21 protein-coding genes and 1 pseudogene are annotated in these 23,265 nt (G+C 69.1%); 12 read left to right on the top strand and 10 right to left on the bottom strand.

Annotated elements, in window-relative coordinates; genetic code table 11:
- Positions 1-43: 43 nt before the first annotated feature.
- Positions 44-1,312 (bottom strand): MFS transporter, encoded by a 1,269-nt coding sequence (locus tag ACIBW9_RS00145; protein ID WP_398949627.1) that lies wholly within the window; start codon positions 1,310-1,312, stop codon positions 44-46.
- A gap of 96 nt (positions 1,313-1,408) precedes the next feature.
- On the opposite strand from ACIBW9_RS00145, the gene ACIBW9_RS00150 reads away from it, so the two are divergent.
- Positions 1,409-2,392 carry a LysR family transcriptional regulator gene (locus ACIBW9_RS00150; RefSeq protein WP_398949629.1) on the top strand — a complete coding sequence of 328 codons (984 nt, stop codon included), beginning with the start codon at positions 1,409-1,411 and terminating at the stop codon, positions 2,390-2,392.
- A gap of 94 nt (positions 2,393-2,486) precedes the next feature.
- Here ACIBW9_RS00150 and ACIBW9_RS00155 read toward each other — a convergent pair whose 3' ends face one another.
- From ACIBW9_RS00155 to ACIBW9_RS00165, 3 genes are read right to left on the bottom strand one after another with little or no spacing between them, the layout of a single operon-like run.
- Complete coding sequence (locus tag ACIBW9_RS00155; protein WP_398949631.1) at positions 2,487-3,302, bottom strand: ABC transporter permease; 816 nt, start codon at positions 3,300-3,302, stop codon at positions 2,487-2,489.
- A complete protein-coding gene (locus tag ACIBW9_RS00160) occupies positions 3,299-4,246 on the bottom strand; it encodes an ATP-binding cassette domain-containing protein (RefSeq protein WP_398949633.1) in 948 nt (315 codons plus the stop codon). Before ACIBW9_RS00160 ends, ACIBW9_RS00155 begins: the two co-directional genes overlap by 4 nt.
- Positions 4,247-4,283: 37 nt before the next feature.
- Positions 4,284-4,949, bottom strand: coding sequence for a DUF4097 family beta strand repeat-containing protein (locus ACIBW9_RS00165; protein WP_398949635.1), 666 nt, complete (start codon positions 4,947-4,949; stop codon positions 4,284-4,286).
- Between the two features lie 248 nt (positions 4,950-5,197).
- Here ACIBW9_RS00165 and ACIBW9_RS00170 point away from each other — a divergent pair, with 248 nt between their 5' ends.
- Entirely contained in the window at positions 5,198-5,950 is a 753-nt protein-coding gene (locus ACIBW9_RS00170; RefSeq protein ID WP_398952016.1) for a helix-turn-helix domain-containing protein, read from the top strand.
- Positions 5,951-6,003: 53 nt separating this feature from the next.
- Here ACIBW9_RS00170 and ACIBW9_RS00175 read toward each other — a convergent pair.
- A pseudogene (locus ACIBW9_RS00175) lies at positions 6,004-7,116 on the bottom strand (hypothetical protein); the annotation flags it as partial.
- A 568-nt stretch (positions 7,117-7,684) separates the two neighbouring features.
- Between ACIBW9_RS00175 and ACIBW9_RS00180 the strand changes: the two are divergent.
- Positions 7,685-8,050, top strand: a complete 366-nt coding sequence (locus tag ACIBW9_RS00180) for a hypothetical protein (protein ID WP_398949637.1) — start codon at positions 7,685-7,687, stop codon at positions 8,048-8,050.
- A 657-nt stretch (positions 8,051-8,707) separates the two neighbouring features.
- Here the strand turns inward: ACIBW9_RS00180 and ACIBW9_RS00185 are convergent.
- Positions 8,708-9,028: a hypothetical protein gene (locus ACIBW9_RS00185; protein WP_398949639.1), complete on the bottom strand. Its 321-nt coding sequence runs from the start codon at positions 9,026-9,028 to the stop codon at positions 8,708-8,710.
- Between the two features lie 119 nt (positions 9,029-9,147).
- Between ACIBW9_RS00185 and ACIBW9_RS00190 the strand changes: the two genes are divergently transcribed.
- Positions 9,148-9,762: a Uma2 family endonuclease gene (locus ACIBW9_RS00190; protein ID WP_398949641.1), complete on the top strand. Its 615-nt coding sequence runs from the start codon at positions 9,148-9,150 to the stop codon at positions 9,760-9,762.
- 47 nt (positions 9,763-9,809) lie between these two features.
- On the opposite strand, the gene ACIBW9_RS00195 is transcribed toward ACIBW9_RS00190, so the two are convergent.
- Together ACIBW9_RS00195 and ACIBW9_RS00200 are read right to left on the bottom strand one after the other, a co-directional pair.
- Positions 9,810-10,127: a helix-turn-helix domain-containing protein gene (locus ACIBW9_RS00195; protein WP_398949643.1), complete on the bottom strand. Its 318-nt coding sequence runs from the start codon at positions 10,125-10,127 to the stop codon at positions 9,810-9,812.
- A complete protein-coding gene (locus ACIBW9_RS00200; RefSeq protein ID WP_398949645.1) occupies positions 10,124-10,510 on the bottom strand; it encodes a type II toxin-antitoxin system RelE/ParE family toxin in 387 nt (128 codons plus the stop codon). The genes ACIBW9_RS00195 and ACIBW9_RS00200 overlap by 4 nt, the downstream gene beginning before the upstream one ends.
- A gap of 325 nt (positions 10,511-10,835) precedes the next feature.
- Here ACIBW9_RS00200 and ACIBW9_RS00205 point away from each other — a divergent pair, with 325 nt between their 5' ends.
- Together ACIBW9_RS00205 and ACIBW9_RS00210 are read left to right on the top strand one after the other, a co-directional pair.
- Positions 10,836-12,215 carry a nitrate/nitrite transporter gene (locus ACIBW9_RS00205; protein WP_398949647.1) on the top strand — a complete coding sequence of 460 codons (1,380 nt, stop codon included), beginning with the start codon at positions 10,836-10,838 and terminating at the stop codon, positions 12,213-12,215.
- 116 nt (positions 12,216-12,331) lie between these two features.
- Positions 12,332-13,492, top strand: coding sequence for a uroporphyrinogen-III synthase (locus ACIBW9_RS00210; protein WP_398949649.1), 1,161 nt, complete (start codon positions 12,332-12,334; stop codon positions 13,490-13,492).
- A 62-nt stretch (positions 13,493-13,554) separates the two neighbouring features.
- Here the strand turns inward: ACIBW9_RS00210 and ACIBW9_RS00215 are convergent, their stop codons facing one another.
- Positions 13,555-14,085 carry a DUF1772 domain-containing protein gene (locus ACIBW9_RS00215; protein WP_398949651.1) on the bottom strand — a complete coding sequence of 177 codons (531 nt, stop codon included), beginning with the start codon at positions 14,083-14,085 and terminating at the stop codon, positions 13,555-13,557.
- Between the two features lie 176 nt (positions 14,086-14,261).
- On the opposite strand from ACIBW9_RS00215, the gene ACIBW9_RS00220 reads away from it, so the two are divergent.
- From ACIBW9_RS00220 to ACIBW9_RS00245, 6 genes are all read left to right on the top strand, one after another.
- Entirely contained in the window at positions 14,262-14,861 is a 600-nt protein-coding gene (locus tag ACIBW9_RS00220; protein ID WP_398949653.1) for a CGNR zinc finger domain-containing protein, read from the top strand.
- Between the two features lie 317 nt (positions 14,862-15,178).
- The gene (locus ACIBW9_RS00225) at positions 15,179-15,700 is read left to right on the top strand and encodes a sigma-70 family RNA polymerase sigma factor (protein WP_010039908.1); all 522 of its coding nucleotides are present in this window, start codon (positions 15,179-15,181) and stop codon (positions 15,698-15,700) included.
- 47 nt (positions 15,701-15,747) lie between these two features.
- Positions 15,748-16,521, top strand: coding sequence for an anti-sigma factor family protein (locus ACIBW9_RS00230; RefSeq protein ID WP_398949655.1), 774 nt, complete (start codon positions 15,748-15,750; stop codon positions 16,519-16,521).
- Between the two features lie 92 nt (positions 16,522-16,613).
- Positions 16,614-18,992 (top strand): HelD family protein, encoded by a 2,379-nt coding sequence (locus ACIBW9_RS00235; RefSeq protein WP_398949657.1) that lies wholly within the window; start codon positions 16,614-16,616, stop codon positions 18,990-18,992.
- A gap of 324 nt (positions 18,993-19,316) precedes the next feature.
- Positions 19,317-20,729: an NAD-dependent malic enzyme gene (locus ACIBW9_RS00240; RefSeq protein WP_398949659.1), complete on the top strand. Its 1,413-nt coding sequence runs from the start codon at positions 19,317-19,319 to the stop codon at positions 20,727-20,729.
- Positions 20,730-21,073: 344 nt separating this feature from the next.
- On the top strand, positions 21,074-21,355 hold the full coding sequence (locus ACIBW9_RS00245) for an HU family DNA-binding protein (RefSeq protein ID WP_007382399.1): 282 nt from the start codon (positions 21,074-21,076) through the stop codon (positions 21,353-21,355).
- Between the two features lie 352 nt (positions 21,356-21,707).
- Here ACIBW9_RS00245 and murA read toward each other — a convergent pair whose 3' ends face one another.
- Entirely contained in the window at positions 21,708-23,048 is a 1,341-nt protein-coding gene (gene murA / locus ACIBW9_RS00250; RefSeq protein WP_398949661.1) for a UDP-N-acetylglucosamine 1-carboxyvinyltransferase, read from the bottom strand.
- Positions 23,049-23,265: the final 217 nt, after the last annotated feature.

Here is a 23,265-nt window from a genome sequence, read left to right on the forward strand (position 1 = left end):
TCTGCGGCGTCGTCGTGGTTTGTCGCGCAGTTCCCCGCGCCCCTTACGGGGCGCGGTGTGCACCGGCGATCAACAGTGCCGCGGCCGCTGCCGTCACCGGTACTCCGAATCCCGCCGTCGGAGACAGGTGGTCCACCAACTGGCCGCCGGTTGCCGAGCCGCAGGCTATTCCGCCGAGCAGGCCGGTCACTGCGAGGGTCATGCCCTCGTTGAGGTGGGCCTCGGGGGTGCGCTGTTGGACCAGCGTCATCGTCGTGACCATGGTCGGGGCGGTCGCCATGCCCGCGACCAGCAGCGCACCGGCCAGCAGCGGGAGCGAGCCGGTGAGGGCGGCGGCGAGGAGGGGGAGGGTCATCAGGGCGGTCATCGCGGCGATGCACCACGGCAGGCGGGCATCGGCGGGACCGGTCGGCTTGAGGGCTCCGTACAGCAGGCCCGCCGCGCACGAACCGGCTGCCTGCAGCGCGAGCACGAGGCCCGCTGCCGAGCGGTGTCCCTGTGCGTCCGCGAACGCGATCGTGACGACCTCCATGGAGCCGAACACCGCGCCCATCGCCAGGCAGACGGCGAGCAGCGGGGGCATGCCCGGCGCGCGGAACGGGGATCTGGCGCGTGCCTGGCGCCGTACCGGCGGCTCGGTCGAGCGCTGCGCGGTGAACAGCAGCATGCCGGTCAGCAGCAGCACAGCCCCGACCAGCGTGCCCGCCTCCGGGAAGAACGTCCCGCACAGGAAGGCCGCGAGGACCGGGCCCAGCATGAAGCAGATCTCGTCGGCGGCCTGTTCGAAGGAGTTCGCGGTGTGCAGCGCACCGTCGTCGCCCTTCAGCAGGTGGGCCCAGCGGGCGCGGGACAGGCCGCCGATGTTCGGGGTCGTCGCGGTGGCGGCGTAGCAGGCGAACAGGGTCCAGGCGGGGGCGTCGAAGTGCACGCAGAGCAGGAGGGCGAGGGAGCCGAGCGCGGCGATCACCGTGGCGGGTACGCCGATCCGGGCCTGGCCGTACCGGTCGACGAGCCGCGCGGTCCACGGCGCCACCACGGCCGTCGTCGCGAGGCCGGTCGCGGTGACGGCGCCGGCCAGGGCGTACGAACCACGCGCACCCGCGAGCATCACGACCGCGCTCACGCTGAACATGCCCATGGGGAGCCGGGCCAGCAGATTCCCGAACGTGAAGGCACGGGCGCCCCGGGTGGCGAAGAGGCGGCGGTAGGGACCGGGCGGGCGGTTGCGGGTACGGGGGCTGAAGTCGACGGCGACGAGGGTGTCGGCGGTGACGGTGAACAATGGGGCCCTGTGCGGAGTCGGTTGCGGCATGGGCACTACGGTCGCCCGGAGGCGATCAAGGGGTCCAACACCTTCTCCGCACTTATTCACGCACCTGTGTGGTAAGTCCTGTTGTAGGTTCACCGGATGCCCGCGCCCAGCCGTCTCGACCCCCGCCTCCTGCGCGCCTTCCTCGCCGTCGCCGAGGAACTGCACTTCACACGCGCCGCCGTCCGGCTCTACGTCGCCCAACAGGCGCTCAGCCGGGATGTGCGGCGTCTGGAGCGGGAGTTGGGGGCCGAGCTGTTCGTGCGCAGCACCCGGCAGGTGACGCTCACGGCCGACGGCGAGCGGCTGGTGCCGTACGCGCGTCGGGTGCTTCAGGCGCAGGACGAGCTGCTGGCCGCGTTCGGGCAGGCCAGGCCGCTGCTGGTCGACCTCAACTACCGGGGCGCGGCCACCGCGCGCCGTGTCCTGCACCGGGCCCGCGAACTCGCCCCCGACCACGAGTTGATGGCGCGTTACGAGAGCGGGCTGACCGGCGCGGCGGAAGAGCTGCTCGCCGGGCGGCTGGACGCGTCGTTCGGCCGTTTCGCAGGCCTGGATCCGGTGCTGCGGGCCCGGCTGGAGCACCAGCCCGTGCGCTACGAGCCGATGGCGGTCGTGCTGCCCGAGGACCACCGGCTGGCGGCCCTGGACGCGGTGCCGCTCGCCGCGCTGGCGGGGGAGACGGTGTACGCGGGGGCGGGAAATCCGCGGACACCGGAGTGGACGGATCTCGCCCGCCGGCTGTTCGACGGCCGGGGCATCGAGATCGCGCCGCCGGTTCCGCTGGCCGTGGGGGAGGAGGAGTTCGAGCGGATCATGGCCAAGACGCGCAACCCGATCCTCGCCGTGGTGGATTTTCCCGCCATGCCCGGGAGGGTGCTGCGGCCCCTGATCGATCCTGTGCCGCTGTCGCCGGTGTCACTTGTGTGGCGGAAGGGGCTGGTGCACCCGGCATTCGATGCGCTTCGACGGGCGGCGGCCGAACTCTCGGCGGAGGAGGCGTGGCTGCGGGTGCCTTCTGATGGATGGTTTCCCGCCGTCGACGCAGACGTCATGCCCGCCGGGGCCCGGCGGAAGCGCTGACCGGACACGAACGGGCGGCGCACTCCGACCTGTTGTCGGTGTACGCCGCCCTGGGGTGGGACGGTGTGCGGGGTGGCCCGCGGTGTCATGGCGGTTACTTCGGGTCGCTGTTGAACTTCGACGCCGACCAGAAGTAGCCGAGGACCGCGAGGCCGACGCACCAGACGATGGCGAGCCAGCCGTTGTGGCCGACCGGGGTGCCGAGGAGGAGGCCGCGCAGGGTCTCGATGGCGGGAGTGAAGGGCTGGTACTCGGCGATCGGCTGGAACCAGCCCGGCATGGTGTGCAGGGGGACGAAGGTGCTGGAGATGAGCGGAAGGAAGATCAGCGGCATCGCGTTGTTGCCGGCGGCCTCGGCGCTCGGGCTGACCAGGCCCATCCCGACCGCGATCCAGGTGAGCGCCAGGGCGAACAGCGCGATCAGGCCGAAGGCCGCGAGCCAGTCGAGGACGGTGGCGTCGGTGGAGCGGAAGCCGATGGCCACGGCGACCGCGCCGACCAGGACCACGCTCGTCACGCACTTCAGGACGCTGCCGATGACGTGCCCGATGAGCACCGAGCCGCGGTGGATGGCCATGGTGCGGAAGCGGGCGATGATGCCCTCGGTCATGTCCGTGGAGACGGACACCGCGGTGCCGATCGTGGTGGAGCCGACGGTCATCAGCAGCAGGCCCGGCACGAGGTAGGCGATGTAGTCGGAGCGGTCGGCGCCGCCGCCGAGGCCCGCGCTCATCGCGTCACCGAAGATGTAGACGAAGAGCAGCAACAGCATGACCGGGGTGAGCAGCAGGTTCAGCGTGAGCGACGGGTAGCGCCGGGCGTGCAGCAGGTTGCGGCGCAGCATCGTGGACGAGTCGCGCACGGCGAGGGAGATCCGGGCCGGGCGGACGGCAACGGTGGGGGTGCTCATCGCAGGGCCTCCTCGGGCCGGGTGCTGCTGGTCAGGGCGAAGAAGACGTCGTCGAGGTCGGGGGTGTGCACGGTCAGCTCGTCGGCCTCGACGCCGGCCGAGTCCAGCCAGTCGAGGATGGAGCGCAGTTCGCGCTGGCTGCCGTCGCTGGGGATCTGCAGGGCGAGGGCCTCGTCGTCCCGGGCCGCCGTACCGAGGGCGGAGGCGGCGCTCTGGTACGCGGCCGGGTCGGTGAAGCGGAGCCGGACGTGGCCGCCGGGGACGATCCGCTTGAGCTGGGCGGCGGTGCCTTCGGCGGCGATCTTGCCGTCGTGGAGGACGGCGATACGGTCGGCGAGCTCGTCGGCCTCCTCCAGGTACTGGGTGGTGAGGAAGACGGTCACGCCGTCGTCTGTGACGAGGTCGCGGATGATCTGCCACATGGTGTGGCGTGAGCGGGGGTCGAGCCCGGTGGTCGGCTCGTCGAGGAAGATGATCCGCGGACTGCCGACCAGGGTCATGGCGATGTCGAGGCGGCGCTTCATACCGCCTGAGTAGGTGGAGGCGGGCTTCTTCGCGGCCTCCGTGAGGTCGAAGCGCTCCAGCAGTTCGGCGGTGACCTGCCGCCCCTCGCGCCTGGAGAGGTGGTGCAGGTCCGCCATCAGGAGCATGTTCTCCTCGCCGGTGATCAGGTTGTCGACGGCGGAGAACTGCCCGGTGACGCCGATCGTGGCGCGCACGGCCTGCGCGTCGGTGGCGAGGTTGTGCCCGCCGACGCACAGGTCGCCGGCGTCGGCGCTGATCAGAGTGGACAGGATCTTGACTGCGGTGGTCTTGCCGGCGCCGTTGGGGCCGAGCAGTGAGAAGATCGTTCCTTCCGTGACGGCCAGGTCGATGCCGTCCAGGACGGTCTTGTCGCCGTAGGACTTGCGCAGCCCGGTCGCCGCGATGGCCAGGTCGGTCATGGGGAGTGCTCCTTCAAGGGCTGAGAGGCCGCGAGCGTCAGAGGCTGCGGGCGGTGATGTCGCCGGAGGTGGTGGTGGCGCGGATGTCGAGCTCGGCGGTGCCGTCGTTCTTGAGGGTGTTGCTGATACGGCCCTGGCCGGTGCCGGCGTCCAGGACGGCGGAGACTCCGGCGGCGGCGCCGACCGAGATGTCGCCGGACTGGGTGCGCAGCGTCACCGTGCCGCGCACGGCCTCGGTGATCCGGATGTCACCGCGTGCGGTGCTGATCTCGGCGGGTCCGCCCAGCCGGCCGACCTCGACATCGCCGTCGACCGCGGTGAGGCGCAGGCTCGCGGCCTCGTCGATCTTGACCTGGCGGTAGGCGCCTTCGAAGACGACGTCACCGAGCCGGCCGACGGTCCGCAGCTCGGCGCTGCCCGCCTTCGCCTCGATCCGGGAGCCGGCGGGCAGCTGGACGGTGACCTCGACGGCTCCGGAGGGGCCGAGGTACTGGTTCTTCACCGGCTTCGCCGCGATCCGCAGGACACCGTCGCGGTAGTCGGCCTCCAGCTGCTCGGCCGCCTTCACATCGCGGTTCCTGGAGGCGTCGGCGGGCCGGATCTCGACGGTGGTGTCGGTCCGGTCGGCGGCGATGAACTCGACGCGTCCGGCGGGGACGTCGAGGACGGCGGAGACGGCGACGGGGGTGTCGAACTTCTGCATCGTGCTCTCCTCGTGTGCAGCGGGCGCTCGGCCGGCTCGTTTTTTCTGATGATGGAAAAGCTACGTTGCGTTCGAGGATCAGGCAACAGACCCGTTGCGCAGAAACGCAGTAACTGCAGGTTGCGGCAGGTAAATCGTTGCAACGGTTCAGAATTTAACGCAACGTCCGCTCCCCTCTTCGTTGCAATGGATTGAGAATGAACGCTAGAGTGGGAGGCGCCGAACAGGCCTGTACGAAGGAGAAGACGATGCCGGGAGGCAGACTCACCCAGCAGGACCGCCAGCAGATCGCGCTGGGACTGGCCGACGGACTCGCCTACGCGGAGATCGCCCGACGCCTGGACCGCCCGACCTCGACCATCACGCGCGAGGTGCTGCGCAACGGCGGGCCCACCGCCTACCGCGCTGAGATCGCCCACCGCGCGACGGCACACCGCGCCCACCGCCGCAGGCGGACCGCGCCCCGCAGTGCGCAGGCGTCCCCCCAGCCCTACGGGCGCGATGCCGAGGCGGTGCGCGCGTACGAGGAGACGCTCACCACCGTCTTCGTGCAGTCGGGCACGCCGCAGATGATGGCCCGGGTGCTGGCCGCCGTCTGCCTCAGCGACGCGGGCAGCCTCACAGCCGCCGAACTCGTCGAGCGGCTCAAGGTCAGCCCGGCGTCCATCTCCAAGGCGGTCGCGTTCCTCGAGGAACAGGGCATGGTCCGGCGGGAACGCGACGCACGCCGCCGGGACCGCTACGTCGTCGACTCCGACGTCTGGTACCAGTCGATGATGGCCAGCGTCCGCAGCACCGCCCAGGTCGCCGAGACCGCACGGCAGGGCGTAGCCATCCTCGGCCCCGGCACCCCGGCCGCCGTCCGCCTGGAGAACATCGCCCGCTTCCTCGACTTCGTCTCGGAAGCCATCGCCCGCGCCGCGAATCAGGCCCGGGACGTCCTCCATGTGCGGCCCGAAACGGGGGCGGACGGCAGCGCGGAGCCGAGCCCGGATCGCTGACGGACAACAGGTCGTCCGCCGCGCTGCCGGTTACCGCACCGGCGGTCTATGGGTCAGCCGATGGCGATCCGCTTTTGCCAGTAGTCGTTGGGTCCGACCGCCTCCGTGCCGGTAGCGGTGACCGACGTCCTGCCGCCCGCGTGGAAGCGGATCGAGCCGTCCGCGCGTACGGACCAGATGTCGGGGATGCCGTCCTTGTTGGCATCGGGTGTGCCGTACAGGAACGGCTTGTCGCTGCTGGACCAGCCGGAGGCGCCGTACTCCGAGTCCAGACCACCGGACGAATTGGCCGCCGAGGCAAGGGAGTTGATGTCCACTCCGCCCGCGCTCGCCGCCATGCCCTTGCGCAGCAGGAGGCGGCCGGAGGCGTCCGAGCGATAGACCAGGTCGGCGAGTCCGTCGCCCGAGACGTCCTGGGCGAGGACGATGTCGCGGTCCTTCCAGGAGGAGGCCGACAGGCGGATCGCCTGGTCGACCGTCGCGCCGTGGTAGCCGGTGAAGGCCCACAGTTCGTCGTCGGTTCCGGCGGAGTTCTTGACCGTGGCGAAGAAGTCCGTACGGCCGTCGCGGGTGATGTCGCCCGCCGCCACGATTTGCGTGAAGGAGGCGGGGCTGGGTGCGCCGGACGGCAGGAGGATCTCCCGGCGGCGGTCGGTGTTGACCGCGCCGTAGCCGTCGCCGGGGTAGACCCACAAGCGGTCTTCGACCCGGACCACGAGGTCCTGGAGGCCGTCGCCGCCGTAGATGTCACCGTTGTGGGAGATCAGCGCGTCCTTGAAGTGTCCGTTGGAAGCAGCTACGTAAGGCGGCAGGTCGTCGCCGTTGGGGTCCTTGTCAGGGTTGGCGCGGTAGGCGCCCGGCATGGAGTAGTCGAGGTCGCCGGTGCCCTTGGTCAGGTCGTCCTTGTCCGCTTGGGACGGGTAGAGGGCGAGATTGCCGGCCTCCGTGACCGCCATCAGGTCGGGGAGCTGGTCACCCGTGAAGTCGCCGGGTTTGTCGGCCTGGTCGCGCGGGGTGACGTAGAAGAAGTACTTGGTCGGCTCCGACACGTTGTCCGCGCTGTCGACCGCACGGACGTAGAGCACGTTGGGCCCGGCAGCCGGAGGCTTCGCGTTTGTGATGGCCGCGCTGACGCTGGTGGACGTTCCCGCCGTGCGGGTCATACTGCCCGTGGGTTCAAGGCGCCGCGCATGCGCGGCGCGGCGCCCGCCCGGTCCGCGCGCCGCCGCTCCTGCCTTCGTCCCGCTCCGGCGCCCGGCCCGAACGGGCGCCGGAGCGCAGCAAGTTGCGTCACACCGAAAAGACTCATGGGGCTCCGCCCCACACCCCGGCCCTCTCTCGGAGGGGGCCGGGGCTTGTGTTTGTCTGCAGGTACGTCGTAGTGCGGAAAGGTGGGTCGCGGGGTGGGTCCCTCCTCGGCCGGCCACCGGAGGCGTACCAGGAACCTCCAGGGGCCGCCAAGGCCAAGCGCAAGCGTCACGATGTGAGCCTTGGCGGCCCCTGGAGAACCCTGGTACGGCGAAGCTGCCCGACCGAGGAGGGACCCACCCCGCTCTGGCTGGACTCATGCGGAGGTTCGGTCTCAACTACTCAGCCGAGCCCGAGTGGTTGACGGCAACGCTGACGGCAACCGGGGCGGACATCAGCGCACACCAGCAGACGGCGACGGACTGACAACTCGCGGCCGACCTGCGAAAACCCAGCTCGGAAGAGCATGTCCTCCACACGTACTATGTGCTGACGGGGGAGACTCCGGTCCTCGTTCACAACAGCAACTGCGGCATTCATGCATCTGTCGCCTACCAGGACTGGGCGACGAAGGGCGCTCACATCCATGTTGGAAACATGGAGGTTCGGATCTTCCCGAACGACAAGGGAGGAATCGGAGCCGAGCCAATTCGCCTGAGAAATGGAACCGCGAGTGCGAAGGATGTTCAGAAGGTTCTCGACGAAATCCACTCCAACCCCAGCCTCCGGGCCGACATCATCCAGAAGGCCACCAGAGTGAGAGAAGACATGAACGCCGGGGCGTACGGGATGCAGCAGAATCGCGCGGCTGAAATGCACTTCCTCATCAAGAACTTGGAGAAGATGGGATGAGCGCTCTCCGGTTCTGCGCCGATGTCCTGGAGCAAGGTTTGGTCTGCGGCGTAGGGATTGATTCCCGCCCCGCGGATTGGGACGAGGCGCTCGGTGTCGACTACCTGCAAGACGTCAGGAAGGGCAGGATGCGCCGTGACTTCGGGCTTGTTGAGCTCTCGTTCCTGAGGCTCTCCGGGGAGTGGCTGTGTACTGAAATTAGCATTCAAGTGCACCGGCTCAATTCAACTCCCGACCCAGTGATCCCGGGTGCCATCGAGAGCCTCTATGGAGAATTCGAAAGTCGAGTTTCTCTGGACTCTTTGTCTGGCTTGATAGCTCGCGAAGGAGTTCACTTGGCATCCATTGAGGATCAGTCTCGGGATTGGTATTCGAGATTTACTGCGGAGGAGTCGTCCGCCATCGTTCATGTCGTTTCTGGGTCGAATGGCCCGGTTGGCGACTTGAATGCAGGAGACGTCTGGTCGATTTCCATCTCACGTGACTACGCCCGGTGGCGACTTCCCGTCTCGTAGAGGGCATCTTGATGGGAGGCTCTGCTGAATCGTGCGCTCGCACGGTTCCCGGGGCAAGGTATGCGCCAGCAAATATGAAGCCTCGTCAGGCGACGCCTGGCGGGGCTTCTGCGTGGGGTGACGGCAGTAGTTGATGGCAACGTCAGCGCACGGGGGCGGCGCAGGGTGGCGGTTCGTCGCCGTCGACCGTCCCAGTGGCTTCCGGGCCGATGAGCGCGGTGCCAAGGGCATCGATGGCGTTCCGCTGGAGGCGGAGCCTGACGTGGGCGTAGACGGTGGCGGTGACGCCGATGTGGGCGTGGCCGAGGAGTTTCTTGATGACGGCGAGTTCGACAGCCTGTTCCAGAGGGTAGCGGTCGAGTGCCTGAGTTCGTGGTGGCGGAGGGCCGGAGCCCGCCCGCCGATGTCCAGGGCCCAGCTCGCGGTCCATCGCGCTGTCCGACTCCGAGCTCCGAAGCTTCACCAGCGGATTTGCCGACGGCCCCGGCGACCGCCGTGGCATCACTCGTTGAGGTGAGCCGGCCACCATTTTCCTTGGGTACGCTGAACCGACAGTCGAGACTCCGTCCCATGGGAGCACCGATGAGCGCCGCATCCGACGACGGGCCGGCCGACGAGCCCGCGTACCGCTGGCCCGTCCCGCCCCCCGGGGGCTGGACCGCGGACGACCTCGACCGGATTCCGGGCCTCCCGCCGCACACGGAGTTGATCGACGGGAGTCTCGTCTTCATGAGTCCGCAGACCGCATTCCACGTTCGGTGCATGCGCCTGCTTGAGCACACTCTTCTCGGACAGGCGCCGGATCACCTGGATGTCATGCGGGAGATGACGGTCAAGCTGGATGCGAAGAACCGGCCCGAGCCGGACATCCTGGTTCTCCCGCTGGAGGCGACCACCGGACCCGACCAGACCTGGTACAAGCCCGAGGACGTCATCCTCGCCGTCGAAGTCGTCTCCGACGACTCCCGCGAACGCGACCGTGAGGTCAAGCCCCGCAAGTACGCGGCGGCAGGTGTGCCGCACTTCTGGCGGGTCGAGCAGGACGACGACAAGGGATACCCCGTCGTGTACGTCTATGAGCTCGACCCCGCCACGAAGTCCTACGGCCTGACCGGCATCTTCCACGACAGGCTCAAGGTCTCCGTGCCCTTCGACATCGAGATCGACCTGACGGCCGTAGACCGCCGCGGTCGGTGAGTGTCGGTGACTTCGCACCCCTACCCGTAGCCGTGGGGGACGTGGATCTAGGCGACTACGACCCGGGTCCCGTTGAAGTTGGCCACGATCTCCAACTCCCCGCCCAGGGCTGCGACGTAAGCCGCGACCGTTCCCAATTCTGTTGACGCCGTCCTGCCGCGCTCGATGGCGGAGACCCGCTCCTGCCTCACATGCATGCGATCGGCGATCTCGCGTTGTGTGAGCCCGAGTTGCCGACGCATCTCAGCCAGTCGGTGGGCTCGTGCCTCGGCCACCATGCGGCGGGCTCCGGCAGCGATTTCGTCAAGGTCGTCGGGGTCGAAGATCTCGTGCTTGACCTCGTCCCAGGAGTGGAAACTGGTCACTTCTGTGTCCCCTTCTCATGGCGCCGGGCCAGATGAACCAGCCACAAGGCATAGCGTTCTTCGGCGAGCGGGATCGCGTGCCGGTACCACTCTGTCCATTGTCCGGACTTGTCACCCGCAACCAGCAGGACGGCGTTGCGCTCCGGGTCGAAAGCGAACAAGACGCGAATTTCTGTGCTTCCGCCGGACCCAGGGCGCAGTTCTTTGAGGTGGTGCAGGGAGGAACCCTTGATCCGATCCACCAGAGGCCGTCCGAGGTCAGGGCCTTCTTCCGTCAGTGCCTCGATCGCCTGACCCACAAGCCGTGCTGTGGTGCGGTCGTCCTTGCGGAGTGCGTGCAGCCAGTCGCGCACCTCCCCTGTCATTTCAAGACGCCAGGTCATGGGTGACCTTCGTGTAGTACGTAGCCATACTAGTACCCTGAAGTACTGACGGCATCGGGGCGTGAAAAGTCGATCCGAGTCACCCGGTGGGGTGATCCGTACCGGGACGTGTCAGCGACCCTTCACAGAGACCTCTCCGTGATGCGGAGCTCTTCGTAACGCACGGCCGCAGAACCTCTCATCCCCGCTCCGCCCGGGGTGAGAGCAAAGTTCCTTTCCGGTCACCCAGTGCCACAGGCCGGAAACGCTGCCTCCCTACCTTCGGGACTCATCACCGCTCAGCTGCCCCAAGCACGACCGAGCCCCGGAGCACCGTGGAGGCGTCATGACAGCCCCTAGCACAGCCCCCGCACCCAGCAGGGGAGGCCGCTGGATCCAGCAGTGGGATCCCGAGGACGAGACCTTCTGGAACGAGACCGGAGAGAAGGTCGCCAAGCGGAACCTCTACTTCTCCGTCCTCTCCGAGCACATCGGGTTCTCGATCTGGACCCTGTGGTCCGTGCTCGTGCTGTTCATGGGCCCGGAGTACGGGCTCACCCCGGCCGACAAGTTCCTGCTGACCTCGATGGTCACCCTGGTCGGCGCGGTCGTCCGCGTCCCCTACACCTTCGCCGTCGCCATCTTCGGCGGCCGGAACTGGACGATCGTCTCGGCCAGCCTGCTGCTCATCCCGACGATCGCCGCGTTCGCGGTGATGAAGCCGGGCACGTCCTTCGACACCTTCCTCTGGATCGGTCTGCTGGCCGGCATCGGCGGCGGCAACTTCGCCTCCTCGATGACCAACATCAACGCCTTCTTCCCGCTCCGTAAGAAGGGGTGGGCGCTCGGCCTCAACGCGGGCGGCGGCAACATCGGCGTGGCGGCGATCCAGCTCGTGGCCCTCGCGGTCATCGGCGCGAGCGGCGGGCCGCGCGTGCTGCTCGGGATCTACATCCCGCTGATCGTGGTCGCCGCCGTCCTCGCCGCCCTGTTCATGGACAACATCGAGAACGTCAAGAACGACACGGGCGCCGCCAAGGACGCCGTGAAGGACGCCCACACCTGGATCATGTCCGTCCTCTACATCGGGACGTTCGGCTCCTTCATCGGCTACAGCTTCGCCTTCGGGCAGGTGCTGACGAACCAGTTCGGCCGTACGCCGCTGCAGGCCACCTACCTCACCTTCATGGGCCCGCTGCTCGGCTCGCTGATCCGTCCGTTGGGCGGCTGGCTCGCCGACAAGTACGGCGGCGCGAAGATCACGCTCTACAACTACATCGCCATGGGCGCTGCGACCGCCGTCCTGGTCGTCGCCAGCATGCAGAAGTCGCTGCCGCTGTTCGTCGTCGCCTTCGTGGTGCTGTTCTCGCTCGCCGGCATCGGCAACGGATCCACGTTCAAGATGATCCCCGGCATCTTCCAGACGAAGGCCCTCGCCAAGGGGCTGGAAGGTGAGGAGGCGGCCAAGTACGGACGCCGGCTCTCCGGCGCCTCCATGGGCCTCATCGGTGCGGTCGGCGCGCTCGGCGGCGTCGGCATCAACCTGGCCTTCCGGCAGTCCTTCCTCTCCTACGGCTCCGGCACCGGCGCATTCGTCGCCTTCCTCGGCTACTACGCCCTCTGCTTCGGGGTCACCTGGGCCGTATACCTTCGCCGCCCGGCCACCGCGACGCAGTCCGAAGCCGCCACAGAGGCGAAGCCGCAGCTCAGCTACGCCGAGGTGTGACGTAACACCAGCGACATGAAGCCGAACCGAGCCTGTCACGCACCGTTGACAGGCTCGTTCGGCATGTAGGTACCGCACTACTGCATGTACGACGACTCGAGTTCGGGACGAGAGCCATGTACGAGGAACAGCAGCGACCAGACCCGGGCCGGCAAAGCCCCCTGGCCGGATTCACGGTGGGCGTGACCGCCGCCCGCCGTGCCGACGAGCTGGGCGCGCTGCTGCAGCGACGGGGAGCCGCCGTCCTGCATGCACCCGCCCTGCGCATCGTGCCGCTCGCCGACGACAGCGAACTGCTGGCGGCGACGAAGGACCTGATCGGCCAGGCGCCGGACGTGGTGGTGGCCACGACCGCCATCGGCTTCCGCGGGTGGGTCGAGGCCGCCGAGGGGTGGGGGCTCGGCGAGCCGCTCCTCGACCGGCTGCGGCACGTGGAACTGCTCGCGCGCGGGCCCAAGGTCAAGGGCGCGATACGGGCCGCCGGGCTGACCGAGGAGTGGTCGCCGTCGAGCGAGTCCATGGCCGAGGTGCTGGACCGGCTGCTCGAGCAGGGCGTCGACGGGCGCCGGATCGCCGTACAGCTGCACGGCGAGCCGCTGCCCGGGTTCGTGGAGTCGCTGCGGGCCGCGGGAGCGGAGGTCGTCGGGGTTCCGGTGTACCGGTGGATGCCGCCGGAGGACCTGGCGCCGCTGGACCGGCTGCTGGACGCGGCCGTCTCCCGGGGCCTGGACGCGATCACCTTCACCAGCGCGCCCGCCGCCGTGTCGCTGCTGAACCGGGCCGAGGAGCGCGGGCTGTTGCCCGAGCTGCTCGCCGCGCTCCACCACGACGTCCTGCCGGCCTGCGTCGGCCCGGTCACCGCCCTGCCGCTGCAGGCCCACGGCGTCGACACGGTCCAGCCCGAACGCTTCCGGCTCGGTCCGCTCGTCCAACTGCTGTGCCAGGAGCTGCCGAACCGGGCGCGGTCCCTGCCCATCGCCGGGCACCGGGTGGAGATCCGTGGCCATGCGGTCCTCGTCGACGGCGATCTCAAGCCCGTACCGCCCGCCGGGATGTCGCTGCTGCGGGCGCTGTCGCGGCGGCCGGGGTGGGTGGTGGCCCGGGCCGAGCTGCTGCGGGCGCTGCCCGGTGCCGGGCGGGACGAGCATGCGGTGGAGACCGCCATGGCTCGGCTGCGGACGGCTCTCGGTGCGCCGAAGTTGATCCAGACGGTGGTGAAGCGGGGGTACCGGCTGGCGTTGGATCCCGCCGCTGACGCGAAGTATGCGGACGTGTGACCTGCGGGCGTGTCTGGGGGGCTCCGCCCCCAGACCCCCGATCGGCCTGAACGGCCTCGTCCTCAAACTCCCCCACTCTCGGCTTCGCTCGAGCGGGGGGACCCCCACGACGGGCTGAAAGCCGTCCTGCCGTAGAGCATGAGCGCCCGCACCAAGCACCCCACCGCCACCGTCGACACAACCGCCCGCACCACATTCCACGCCACCCACACATGCTCGAAGTGCGCCCGTGCCGCCGTCGGATCCTTCATGTTCGCCAGGTCGTTGTTGAGCGGGATGTTGACGGCGACCGTGGTGAGGAAGCCGAGCGCGTAGGCCGCCAGGGCCGCCCACACCCACCAGCGGTACGGCTGCCCGCGCAGCTGCCACGAGGACACCGCCGCCAGCAGCGCCCCCATGAAACTGAGGAAGAACACCGGGTTCTGGATGACGTCGTTGATGTTCCGCATGACCTCGACGTAGACCCGGTCCTCGCTGCGGGCCAACGCCGGCATCACACAGCACGCGAAGATGTAGTAGACGCCTGCGATCAGGCCCATCGCGACCGTGGCCGCACCCAGTACGAATCCCGTGCTCCTGCTGTGGGGTGTCATGCCCTCCAGTCAACGGACGGCTGCGCGCCCGGAACATCGCCGAGAAGCGCAGCCGCATAAGCAGGCGTCCACCCCACCGCAGGTACGAGGGGTTCCGGCCGCGCGAGCGGGAAGGCACTGTAAGAGGGATCGGTTGCTTCAGCCCTCAGGTTCCCGAGCCAGGCGGTGACAGGCACATGGCACTGGGTACGGCCACGGTCGCGTACGAGCTGCGGTTCGACGCCGGGCGGATCTGTCTCGACCTCCTCGCCACCACCCACCCCGAGGAGCGGTTCGACTCCCTCGAGGTGCTGTGCGCCTGGATCACCGGGGCCGGACTGGTCCCCGCGACCACCCCGCTGGCCCACGCCGACCCGTCCTGGCTGACCCGCTTCCGTGAACTGCGCGGACAGATCGGGCAGTTGGTGCACGCAGGACTCGCGCCGGCACTGCTCAGGCCGTCGTACGACATCGCGCTCGCCCGTGTGAACGAGATCGCCCGTGTCTCACCTCCCGCCCCGCGCGCCGTGCGTGGCGAGGACGGCTCGCTCGTACGCGAGTTGGACGGTCCGCCCGAGTGCGCGGCGCTGCTCGCCGCGATCGCCCGGGACGCCGTGGAGCTCCTCACGGACCCCGTCGCGCGGGCGGGACTGCGGCAGTGCGAGGGGGACAACTGTCCGATCGTCTACGTGGATTCGTCCCGGGGGCGCAGGAGGCGCTGGTGCTCCAGTGAGGTCTGTGGGAACCGGGAAAGGGTGGCCCGGCACCGTCGGCGGGCGGCTATGGCGCGCGCCTGACGTCCGGTATGCGGCTTCTGTGGAGGAGCCGTCGAAGTGATTTCGATTACACACCGTTTACCTCATCCGTGACATGGGCAGCGGTTGCGATCTCGCCAATGTGGCGGAAATGTAAAGATCACGAGGTGGGAATGTGCTCCCATGTCCACCTCGTCACGTCACTCAGAAGAAAACTGTCATCTCACGTTGAACATGACCTGGCCCACATCCGTACCCGTGGAGGAGCGACCGACTGGGGGAACCCCCGGACATCGGAGGTGGGCGTGCGCAAGGATTCCGTCGTGGCCAATGAACGTGGATCGAGGGCCCGACATCGCATGTCCCAGCCCTCGGAACCTGATGAGGAGCTGATGCGTGCGCTCTATCGCGAGCACGCCGGACCTCTCCTTGCATACGTACTGCGCCTGGTCGCCGGAGACCGGCAACGCGCCGAGGACGTGGTCCAGGAGACATTGATCCGTGCCTGGAAGAACGCCGGTCAGCTCAATCGGGCGACCGGATCTGTACGCCCCTGGCTGGTGACGGTCGCGCGCCGCATCGTCATCGACGGCCACCGCAGCCGGCAGGCCCGGCCGCAGGAGGTCGATCCGTCGCCGCTGGAGGTCATCCCCGCGGAGGACGAGATCGACAAGGCGCTGTGGTTGATGACGCTGTCGGACGCGCTGGACGACCTGACCCCGGCTCACCGGGAGGTGCTCGTCGAGACGTATTTCAAGGGGCGTACCGTCAACGAGGCCGCCGAGACGCTGGGCATTCCCAGCGGCACGGTGCGGTCCCGGGTGTTCTATGCCCTGCGGTCGATGAAGCTGGCACTGGAGGAGCGGGGGGTGACGGCGTGATGAGTGTTTACGGGGGAAACCAGGGATTCGGTACAGGTGGTTCGGGTATGTCTGGCTCCATGATGGGATCTCCGGGCCCGAGCGAACACGAGACGGTCGGCGCCTACGCTCTCGGCATCCTCGACGACGCCGAGGCAACCGCTTTCGAGGCACACCTCGCGACCTGTGAGTGGTGCGCCCAGCAGCTCGACGAGCTGGCCGGGATGGAACCGATGCTCGCCGCCCTCGCGGATCTGCCGGGGACCGGTTCGCCCGCGATCGGGGAGTCCCTGTCCGCCAGGCCCAGCCCGCGGCTCGCGGAGAAGCTGGTCGACGAGGTCGCCGAGCGCCGGGCGCAGAAGCGCCGCAAGGGCTTCTACCTGGTGGCGGCCGCGGCAGCGCTGATCATCGGTGGCCCGCTGGGTGTCATGGCGGTCAACGGCGGCGGTGACTCGGGTACGACCGCCACACCGCTGGCGGCCGGAGCCAAGGCTGCCTTCGGCACCATCTCCGACAAGGTCTCGGCCACGGACGCGTCCACCAAGGTCAAGGCGACCGTGGCGATGGAGCAGAAGGACTGGGGCACCTGGGGTGTCGTCGAGCTCAGCAACGTCAAGGGCCCGCTGAAGTGCTCGCTCATCGCCGTCGGCAAGAACGGCGAGCGCGAGACCATGTCCTCCTGGTCGGTCCCCAAGTGGGGCTACGGCATCCCGAACGGCAAGACACCGGAGGCGAAGGAACCGCTCTACGCCCAGGGTGGCGCGGCCCTCAAGCCCAATGAGATCGACCACTTCGAGGTCATGACCTTCCAGGGCAAGAAGCTCGTCCAGGTCGACGCGTAGTTCTCGTGGAGATCGACGCGTAGCTTACGTAGCTTTGCCGGGTCCCCTTCGCGTACGGTTGACGGCTGCCATGCACGTCAGAAGGGGGCCCGGTGGCCGCTCAGGCTCAACCCGAAACCGCCGTCGGCTCGGATCACGACTCCGTACGCGACCGAGAGATCAGCGTCGAACAGGAACACCTCGACCGGGTGTACCGGCGACTCGAGGAGAAGATCCACGAGGCCGAGTTCCTGATGAACGACGCGGCCAAGCGCGGTCAGGTCGGCACGCCCGGCGCCCTCGCCGAGCGGGACGCACAGGTCTTCCGGGCCGGAATCCATCTCAACCGGCTCAACAACGAGTTCGAGGACTTCCTCTTCGGGCGCATCGACCTGCTGCTCGGCAAGGACGGCAAGAAGGGGCCCGACGGCGCCTACACCGCCGTAGAACCCGCCGAGGGTGCCGTGCGGGACGACGACACCGCCGACATCGCCGAGACCCTGCACATCGGCCGGATCGGGGTCCTGGACTCCGAGTACGCGCCGCTCGTCATCGACTGGCGGGCACCCGCCGCCGCCCCCTTCTACCGCTCCACCCCCGTCGACCCCGGGCGGGTGGTGCGCCGCCGTGTCATCCGCTCCAAGGGCCGCAAGGTGCTCGGCGTCGAGGACGACCTGATGCGCCCCGAGCTCAAGGCCTTCCTCGACGGCAACGAGCTGCCCGTCATCGGCGACGGCGCCCTGATGGCCGCCCTCGGCCAGGCCCGCAGCCACACCATGCGGGACATCGTCGCCTCCATCCAGGCCGAACAGGACCTGGTCATCCGCGCCCCGGCCGCCTCCGTGACGTATGTCGAGGGCGGTCCGGGCACCGGCAAGACGGCCGTGGCACTCCACCGCGCCGCCTACCTCCTCTACCAGGACCGCCGCCGGTACGCGGGCGGCATCCTGATCGTCTCCCCGACCCCCCTGCTCGTCGCCTACACCGAGGGTGTCCTGCCCTCCCTCGGCGAGGAGGGCCAGGTCGCCATCCGCGCGATCGGCTCGCTCGTCGACGGTGCGGAGGCCACGCTCTACGACTCCCCGTCCACGGCCCGTGCCAAGGGCTCGTACCGCATGCTCAAGGTGCTGCGGAAGGCGGCGCGCGGGGCATTGGAGCTGGGGCCGGCCGCCGACCCCGGACGCGCCGCCGCCGGCCAGCTCGCCTTCGGCGAGGACGCCACGGACACGTCCGCAGCCCCCGCCGGCCCGCCCACCCGCCTGCGGGTCGTGGCCTTCGGCCGCCGTCTGGAGTTGGAGGCCGCCGAGCTGAACCGTATCCGCCAGGCCGTGCTCGGCGGCACCGCGCCCGTGAACCTGCTGCGCCCCCGCGCCCGCAAACTGCTCCTCGACGCCCTGTGGGCGCAGTCCGGCGCGGCCGGCCGCCACACCGACCCGGAGCTGGCCGCCGAACTGCGGTCCTCCTTCGACGAGGACGTGTCGGGCGAGGACAGCTTCCTCACCTTCCTGGACGCCTGGTGGCCCGAGCTCACGCCCAAGGCGGTCCTCGCCGCCATGGCCGACGAGCGGCGCCTCGGCCGCTGGGCCCGCCGGATCCTCAACCCGGGCGAGGTCCGCAGGGTCGCCCGCTCGCTGCGCCGCGAGGGCCACTCGGTGCACGACATCGCCATGCTCGACGAGCTCCAGTCGATCCTCGGCACCCCGGCCCGCCCCAGGAAGAAGCGCGAACTGGACCCGCTCGACCAGCTCACCGGCCTCGAGGAGCTGATGCCGGTGCGTGAGGAGTCCCAGCGCGAGCGCGCCGAGCGGCTCGCCCAGGAGCGCACCGAGTACGCCCACGTCATCGTCGACGAGGCCCAGGACCTCACCCCGATGCAGTGGCGCATGGTCGGCCGCCGCGGCCGGCACGCCACCTGGACCGTCGTCGGCGACCCGGCCCAGTCCTCCTGGTCCGACGTCGACGAGGCCGCTGAGGCCAGGGACGAGGCCCTCGGCACCCGCCCCCGCCGCCGCTTCGAGCTCACCGTCAACTACCGCAACCCGGCCGAGATCGCCGAGCTCGCCTCCAAGGTCCTGGCCCTCGCCATGCCGGGCGCGAAGTCACCGTCGGCCGTACGGTCGACCGGCGTGAAGCCCCGCTTCACCGTCGTACGCGACTCCCTCGCCCAGTCCGTCCGCGAGGAGGCCGCCCGTCTCCTCGACCGCGTCGAGGGCACGGTCGGCGTCGTCGTCGCCATGCAGCGCCGCGAGGAGGCCGCCCGCTGGCTCGCAGGGCTCGGCGACCGGGTGGTGGCCCTCGGCAGCCTGGAGGCGAAGGGCCTGGAGTACGACGCGACGGTCGTCGTCTCGCCCGCGGAGATCGCCGACGAGTCCCCGGCCGGCCTGCGGGTGCTGTACGTCGCCCTCACCCGCGCGACCCAGCAGCTGACCATCGTCTCGACCGACCGCGACGACCCGGACACGAACGCCGTCCCCGACCTGCTCCGGGACTAGGGGCTGCTCCATCGAAGTTAAGAACCGGATGAACTCTCGGCACGGGAATGGCCTTACGGGATCTGTTTGTTAGCCTTGGTGTGGCACCGGCCCGATCCAAGCCCCCGGGCCCAACCTTCGTCGCTACGAGCGACCACTTGCCGCGAGGCGAGCATGGCGGGCCGGTGTCACTGAGCTGCGAGAGGCCCGCGTCACCCTGTGACGCGGGCCTCTTTTGCCATGAACAAAACGATCGCAATCCGGAGCGGCTAACGCCTACTCGGCAGTAGGTGCGACCATCGGACGGCATACCCAGCGTCACGGTGAAAGCAGAGGAAGTCGGCCATGGCAACGGCGCCCAGCGTCTCCTACTCCATTACGGTCCGGTTGGAGGTGCCCGCGAGCGGAACCGCGGTCTCCCAGATCACCACCGCCGTAGAGTCCCACGGAGGCTCGGTGACCGGCCTCGACGTGACCGCCTCCGGCCACGAGAAACTCCGCATCGACGTCACCATCGCGGCGAGTTCCACGGCCCACGCCGACGAGATCGTCCAGCAGCTGCGCGGTATCGAGGGCGTGACCCTCGGCAAGGTCTCCGACCGTACGTTCCTGATGCACCTCGGCGGCAAGATCGAGATGGCGTCGAAGCACCCCATCCGCAACCGTGACGACCTCTCCATGATCTACACGCCGGGTGTGGCCCGCGTCTGCATGGCGATCGCCGAGAACCCCGAGGACGCCCGCCGCCTCACCATCAAGCGCAACTCCGTTGCGGTCGTGACGGACGGCTCGGCCGTGCTGGGCCTCGGCAACATCGGCCCCAAGGCCGCCCTGCCGGTCATGGAGGGCAAGGCGGCCCTCTTCAAGCGGTTCGCCGGCATCGACGCCTGGCCGCTGTGCCTCGACACCCAGGACACCGACGCGATCGTCGAGATCGTGAAGGCGATCGCCCCGGGCTTCGCCGGCATCAACCTCGAGGACATCTCCGCGCCCCGCTGCTTCGAGATCGAGGCCCGGCTCCGCGAGGCCCTCGACATCCCTGTCTTCCACGACGACCAGCACGGCACCGCGATCGTCGTCCTCGCCGCCCTGACGAACGCACTCCGCGTCACCGGCAAGGCAATTGAGAACATCCGGGTCGTGATGTCCGGCGCCGGCGCGGCCGGTACGGCCATCCTCAAGCTGCTGCTCGCCGCGGGCGTCAAGAACGCCGTCGTCGCCGACATCCACGGCGTCGTGCACACCGGCCGCGAGGACCTGCGGGAGGCCGCGGTCGACTCGCCGCTGCGCTGGATCGCCGACAACACCAACCCTGAGGGCCTCACCGGCACCCTCAAGGAGGCCGTGCGCGGCGCCGACGTCTTCATCGGCGTCTCCGCCCCGAACGTCCTCGACGGCGACGACGTGGCCGCCATGGCCGACGGTGCCATCGTGTTCGCGCTCGCGAACCCCGACCCCGAGGTGGACCCTGCAATCGCCCGGCAGACGGCGGCCGTTGTGGCCACCGGCCGCTCCGACTTCCCGAACCAGATCAACAACGTGCTGGTCTTCCCGGGCGTCTTCCGCGGTCTGCTCGACGCCCAGTCCCGCACGGTCAACACCGAGATGATGCTGGCCGCCGCAACCGCTCTCGCGGACGTGGTGACCGAGGACGAGCTCAACCCGAACTACATCATCCCGAGCGTCTTCAACGACAAGGTCGCGGGCGCGGTGGCCGGTGCGGTGCGGGAGGCGGCGAAGGCCGCGGCGGCGTCGTAAGGGCTTGCAAGGGCTTTTCCGGGGGCTGTGAGGATCGCCACGGCAAGGCCTTGCACCGGCGCGTCGTGGAACCTGACCCTCCTGGTCGCCGTTTATCGTGTCGGCCAGGCTCAGGCCCTCTTTTCGTGTGACTCCCAAGGGTGTTCTCACGACTCCTGCGGGTGCCGGATTGGCTTTCGCGCCGCAGGTAGGGGCAGGATGCGTCCCTGGGCGCGAGGGGTCTGACCACGGACCCGGGCCCGGGGCCTCTCCGAGGACCCTGGCAGCATCGGCTTCACCGTGCCCGATATGCGGCTCCGCCGCGTGGCACGCCTCAACGGCAAGAAGAACACGGGAGTAACAACATGAACCGCAGTGAGCTGGTGGCCGCGCTGGCCGACCGCGCCGAGGTGACCCGCAAGGACGCCGACGCCGTGCTGGCCGCGTTCGCCGAGACCGTCGGCGAGATCGTCGCCAAGGGCGACGAGAAGGTCACCATCCCCGGCTTCCTGACCTTCGAGCGCACCCACCGTGCCGCTCGCACCGCGCGCAACCCGCAGACCGGCGACCCGATCCAGATCCCGGCCGGTTACAGCGTCAAGGTCTCCGCGGGCTCCAAGCTCAAGGAAGCCGCCAAGGGCAAGTAAGCGCTCCGCTGCGAGCGCCGGGCAACTGCAGGCCTTCTCTCGGCTGACGGGACCGCCGTGGCTGGTCGCGCCCGCGCGGCGGTAGCCGCATGCAGAGGCAGCCCCGCGCCCCTTTCGGGGCGCTCCACAACGCCGATGGGGCGGTCACCCGGACTTGGGTGACCGCCCCATCAGCGTTCGTACGACTGTGGTTCAGCCGAGCGCCTTGCCCGGCAGTTCCACCTTCGCGCCGAGCTCCACGAGCTTCTCCATGCTGTGTCTATCCGGGGGCTGTGACATAGCGGCTCCGCCGCGGGCCCCCGGACCCCAGGCTGGAAGCGGTGTTGCCCCTGGGCCAGTCGGCAGGCTGAGGTCAGCCGAGCGCCTTGCCCGGCAGTTCCACCTTCGCGCCGAGCTCCACGAGCTTCTCCATGAAGTTCTCGTAGCCGCGGTTGATGAGGTCGATGCCGTGGACCCGGGACGTGCCCTGGGCCGCCAGCGCGGCGATGAGGTACGAGAAGCCGCCGCGGAGGTCGGGGATGACCAGGTCGGCGCCCTGGAGCTTCGTCGGGCCGGAGACGACGGCCGAGTGCAGGAAGTTGCGCTGGCCGAAGCGGCAGTCGGAGCTGCCCAGGCACTCGCGGTACAGCTGGATGTGAGCGCCCATCTGGTTCAGGGCGGACGTGAAGCCGAGACGGGACTCGTAGACCGTCTCGTGGATGATCGACAGGCCGGTGGCCTGCGTGAGGGCGACCACCAGCGGCTGCTGCCAGTCCGTCTGGAAGCCCGGGTGCACGTCCGTTTCGAGCGCGATGGACTTCAACTGGCCGCCGGGGTGCCAGAAACGGATGCCCTCGTCGTCGATCTCGAAGGCCCCGCCCACCTTCCGGTAGGTGTTCAGGAACGTCATCATCGAGCGCTGCTGGGCGCCGCGGACATAGATGTTGCCCTCGGTCGCCAGCGCCGCGGACGCCCAGGAGGCGGCCTCCAGGCGGTCCGGGAGCGCGCGGTGGTTGTAGCCGCCGAGCCGGTCCACACCCGTGATGCGGATGGTGCGGTCGGTGTCCATCGCGATGATGGCGCCCATCTTCTGCAGGACGCAGATCAGGTCCTCGATCTCCGGCTCCACGGCCGCGTTCGAGAGTTCCGTGACGCCCTCCGCGAGGACGGCCGTCAGCAGCACCTGCTCGGTCGCGCCCACGGACGGGTACGGCAGCCGGATCTTCGTGCCGCGCAGCCGCTGCGGTGCCTCCAGGTACTGTCCGTCCGCCCGCTTCTCGATGCGCGCGCCGAACTGCCGCAGCACCTCGAAGTGGAAGTCGATCGGCCGACCGCCGATGTCGCAGCCGCCGAGACCCGGGATGAACGCGTGTCCGAGGCGGTGCAGCAGCGGACCGCAGAACAGGATCGGGATACGGCTGGAACCCGCGTGCGCGTCGATGTCCGCGACGTTCGCGCTTTCCACATGGGACGGGTCCATCACCAGCTCGCCGGGCTCCTCACCCGGACGGACCGTCACGCCGTGCAGCTGCAGCAGTCCGCGTACGACACGAACGTCCCGGATGTCCGGAACATTGCGCAGTCGACTCGGTTCACTGCCCAGCAGGGCGGCGACCATTGCCTTCGGTACGAGGTTCTTCGCACCGCGGACACGGATCTCGCCCTCCAGCGGGGTTCCGCCGTGGACAAGCAGGACATCGTCGTTGACGGTCATGTATCTCGCGTTCCGATGAGTGGGGCAGGGGCCAGAAGGGAAAGGGTAATCGCCGCCCACCCCCCTTCTGTAAGCCCAAGGGCGGCCCGGCTACGTCATAGCTGTGTCACAACACGAACCGTTCCCTGGTGGGCACATGCGGTCACCGGCCCTCCCGTGCGCCCGGGGTGCTTCATTCCTCCCTGAGCTGCATTCACCCGGTAACCGCCATTGCCTC

The sequence above is a fragment of the Streptomyces sp. NPDC049541 genome, from assembly GCF_044465725.1.
GTDB lineage: Bacteria > Actinomycetota > Actinomycetes > Streptomycetales > Streptomycetaceae > Streptomyces.

Bases quoted from the DNA above. Each gene is read 5' to 3' on its own strand.
- ACIBW9_RS00145 (WP_398949627.1), bottom strand. From the start codon at position 1,312: ATGCCGCAACCGACTCCGCACAGGGCCCCATTGTTCACCGTCACCGCC.
- ACIBW9_RS00150 (WP_398949629.1), top strand. From the start codon at position 1,409: ATGCCCGCGCCCAGCCGTCTCGACCCCCGCCTCCTGCGCGCCTTCCTC.
- ACIBW9_RS00155 (WP_398949631.1), bottom strand. From the start codon at position 3,302: ATGAGCACCCCCACCGTTGCCGTCCGCCCGGCCCGGATCTCCCTCGCC.
- ACIBW9_RS00160 (WP_398949633.1), bottom strand. From the start codon at position 4,246: ATGACCGACCTGGCCATCGCGGCGACCGGGCTGCGCAAGTCCTACGGC.
- ACIBW9_RS00165 (WP_398949635.1), bottom strand. From the start codon at position 4,949: ATGCAGAAGTTCGACACCCCCGTCGCCGTCTCCGCCGTCCTCGACGTC.
- ACIBW9_RS00170 (WP_398952016.1), top strand. From the start codon at position 5,198: ATGCCGGGAGGCAGACTCACCCAGCAGGACCGCCAGCAGATCGCGCTG.
- ACIBW9_RS00190 (WP_398949641.1), top strand. From the start codon at position 9,148: ATGAGCGCCGCATCCGACGACGGGCCGGCCGACGAGCCCGCGTACCGC.
- ACIBW9_RS00200 (WP_398949645.1), bottom strand. From the start codon at position 10,510: ATGACCTGGCGTCTTGAAATGACAGGGGAGGTGCGCGACTGGCTGCAC.
- ACIBW9_RS00205 (WP_398949647.1), top strand. From the start codon at position 10,836: ATGACAGCCCCTAGCACAGCCCCCGCACCCAGCAGGGGAGGCCGCTGG.
- ACIBW9_RS00210 (WP_398949649.1), top strand. From the start codon at position 12,332: ATGTACGAGGAACAGCAGCGACCAGACCCGGGCCGGCAAAGCCCCCTG.
- ACIBW9_RS00215 (WP_398949651.1), bottom strand. From the start codon at position 14,085: ATGACACCCCACAGCAGGAGCACGGGATTCGTACTGGGTGCGGCCACG.
- ACIBW9_RS00220 (WP_398949653.1), top strand. From the start codon at position 14,262: ATGGCACTGGGTACGGCCACGGTCGCGTACGAGCTGCGGTTCGACGCC.
- ACIBW9_RS00225 (WP_010039908.1), top strand. From the start codon at position 15,179: ATGTCCCAGCCCTCGGAACCTGATGAGGAGCTGATGCGTGCGCTCTAT.
- ACIBW9_RS00230 (WP_398949655.1), top strand. From the start codon at position 15,748: ATGTCTGGCTCCATGATGGGATCTCCGGGCCCGAGCGAACACGAGACG.
- ACIBW9_RS00240 (WP_398949659.1), top strand. From the start codon at position 19,317: ATGGCAACGGCGCCCAGCGTCTCCTACTCCATTACGGTCCGGTTGGAG.
- ACIBW9_RS00245 (WP_007382399.1), top strand. From the start codon at position 21,074: ATGAACCGCAGTGAGCTGGTGGCCGCGCTGGCCGACCGCGCCGAGGTG.
- murA (WP_398949661.1), bottom strand. From the start codon at position 23,048: ATGACCGTCAACGACGATGTCCTGCTTGTCCACGGCGGAACCCCGCTG.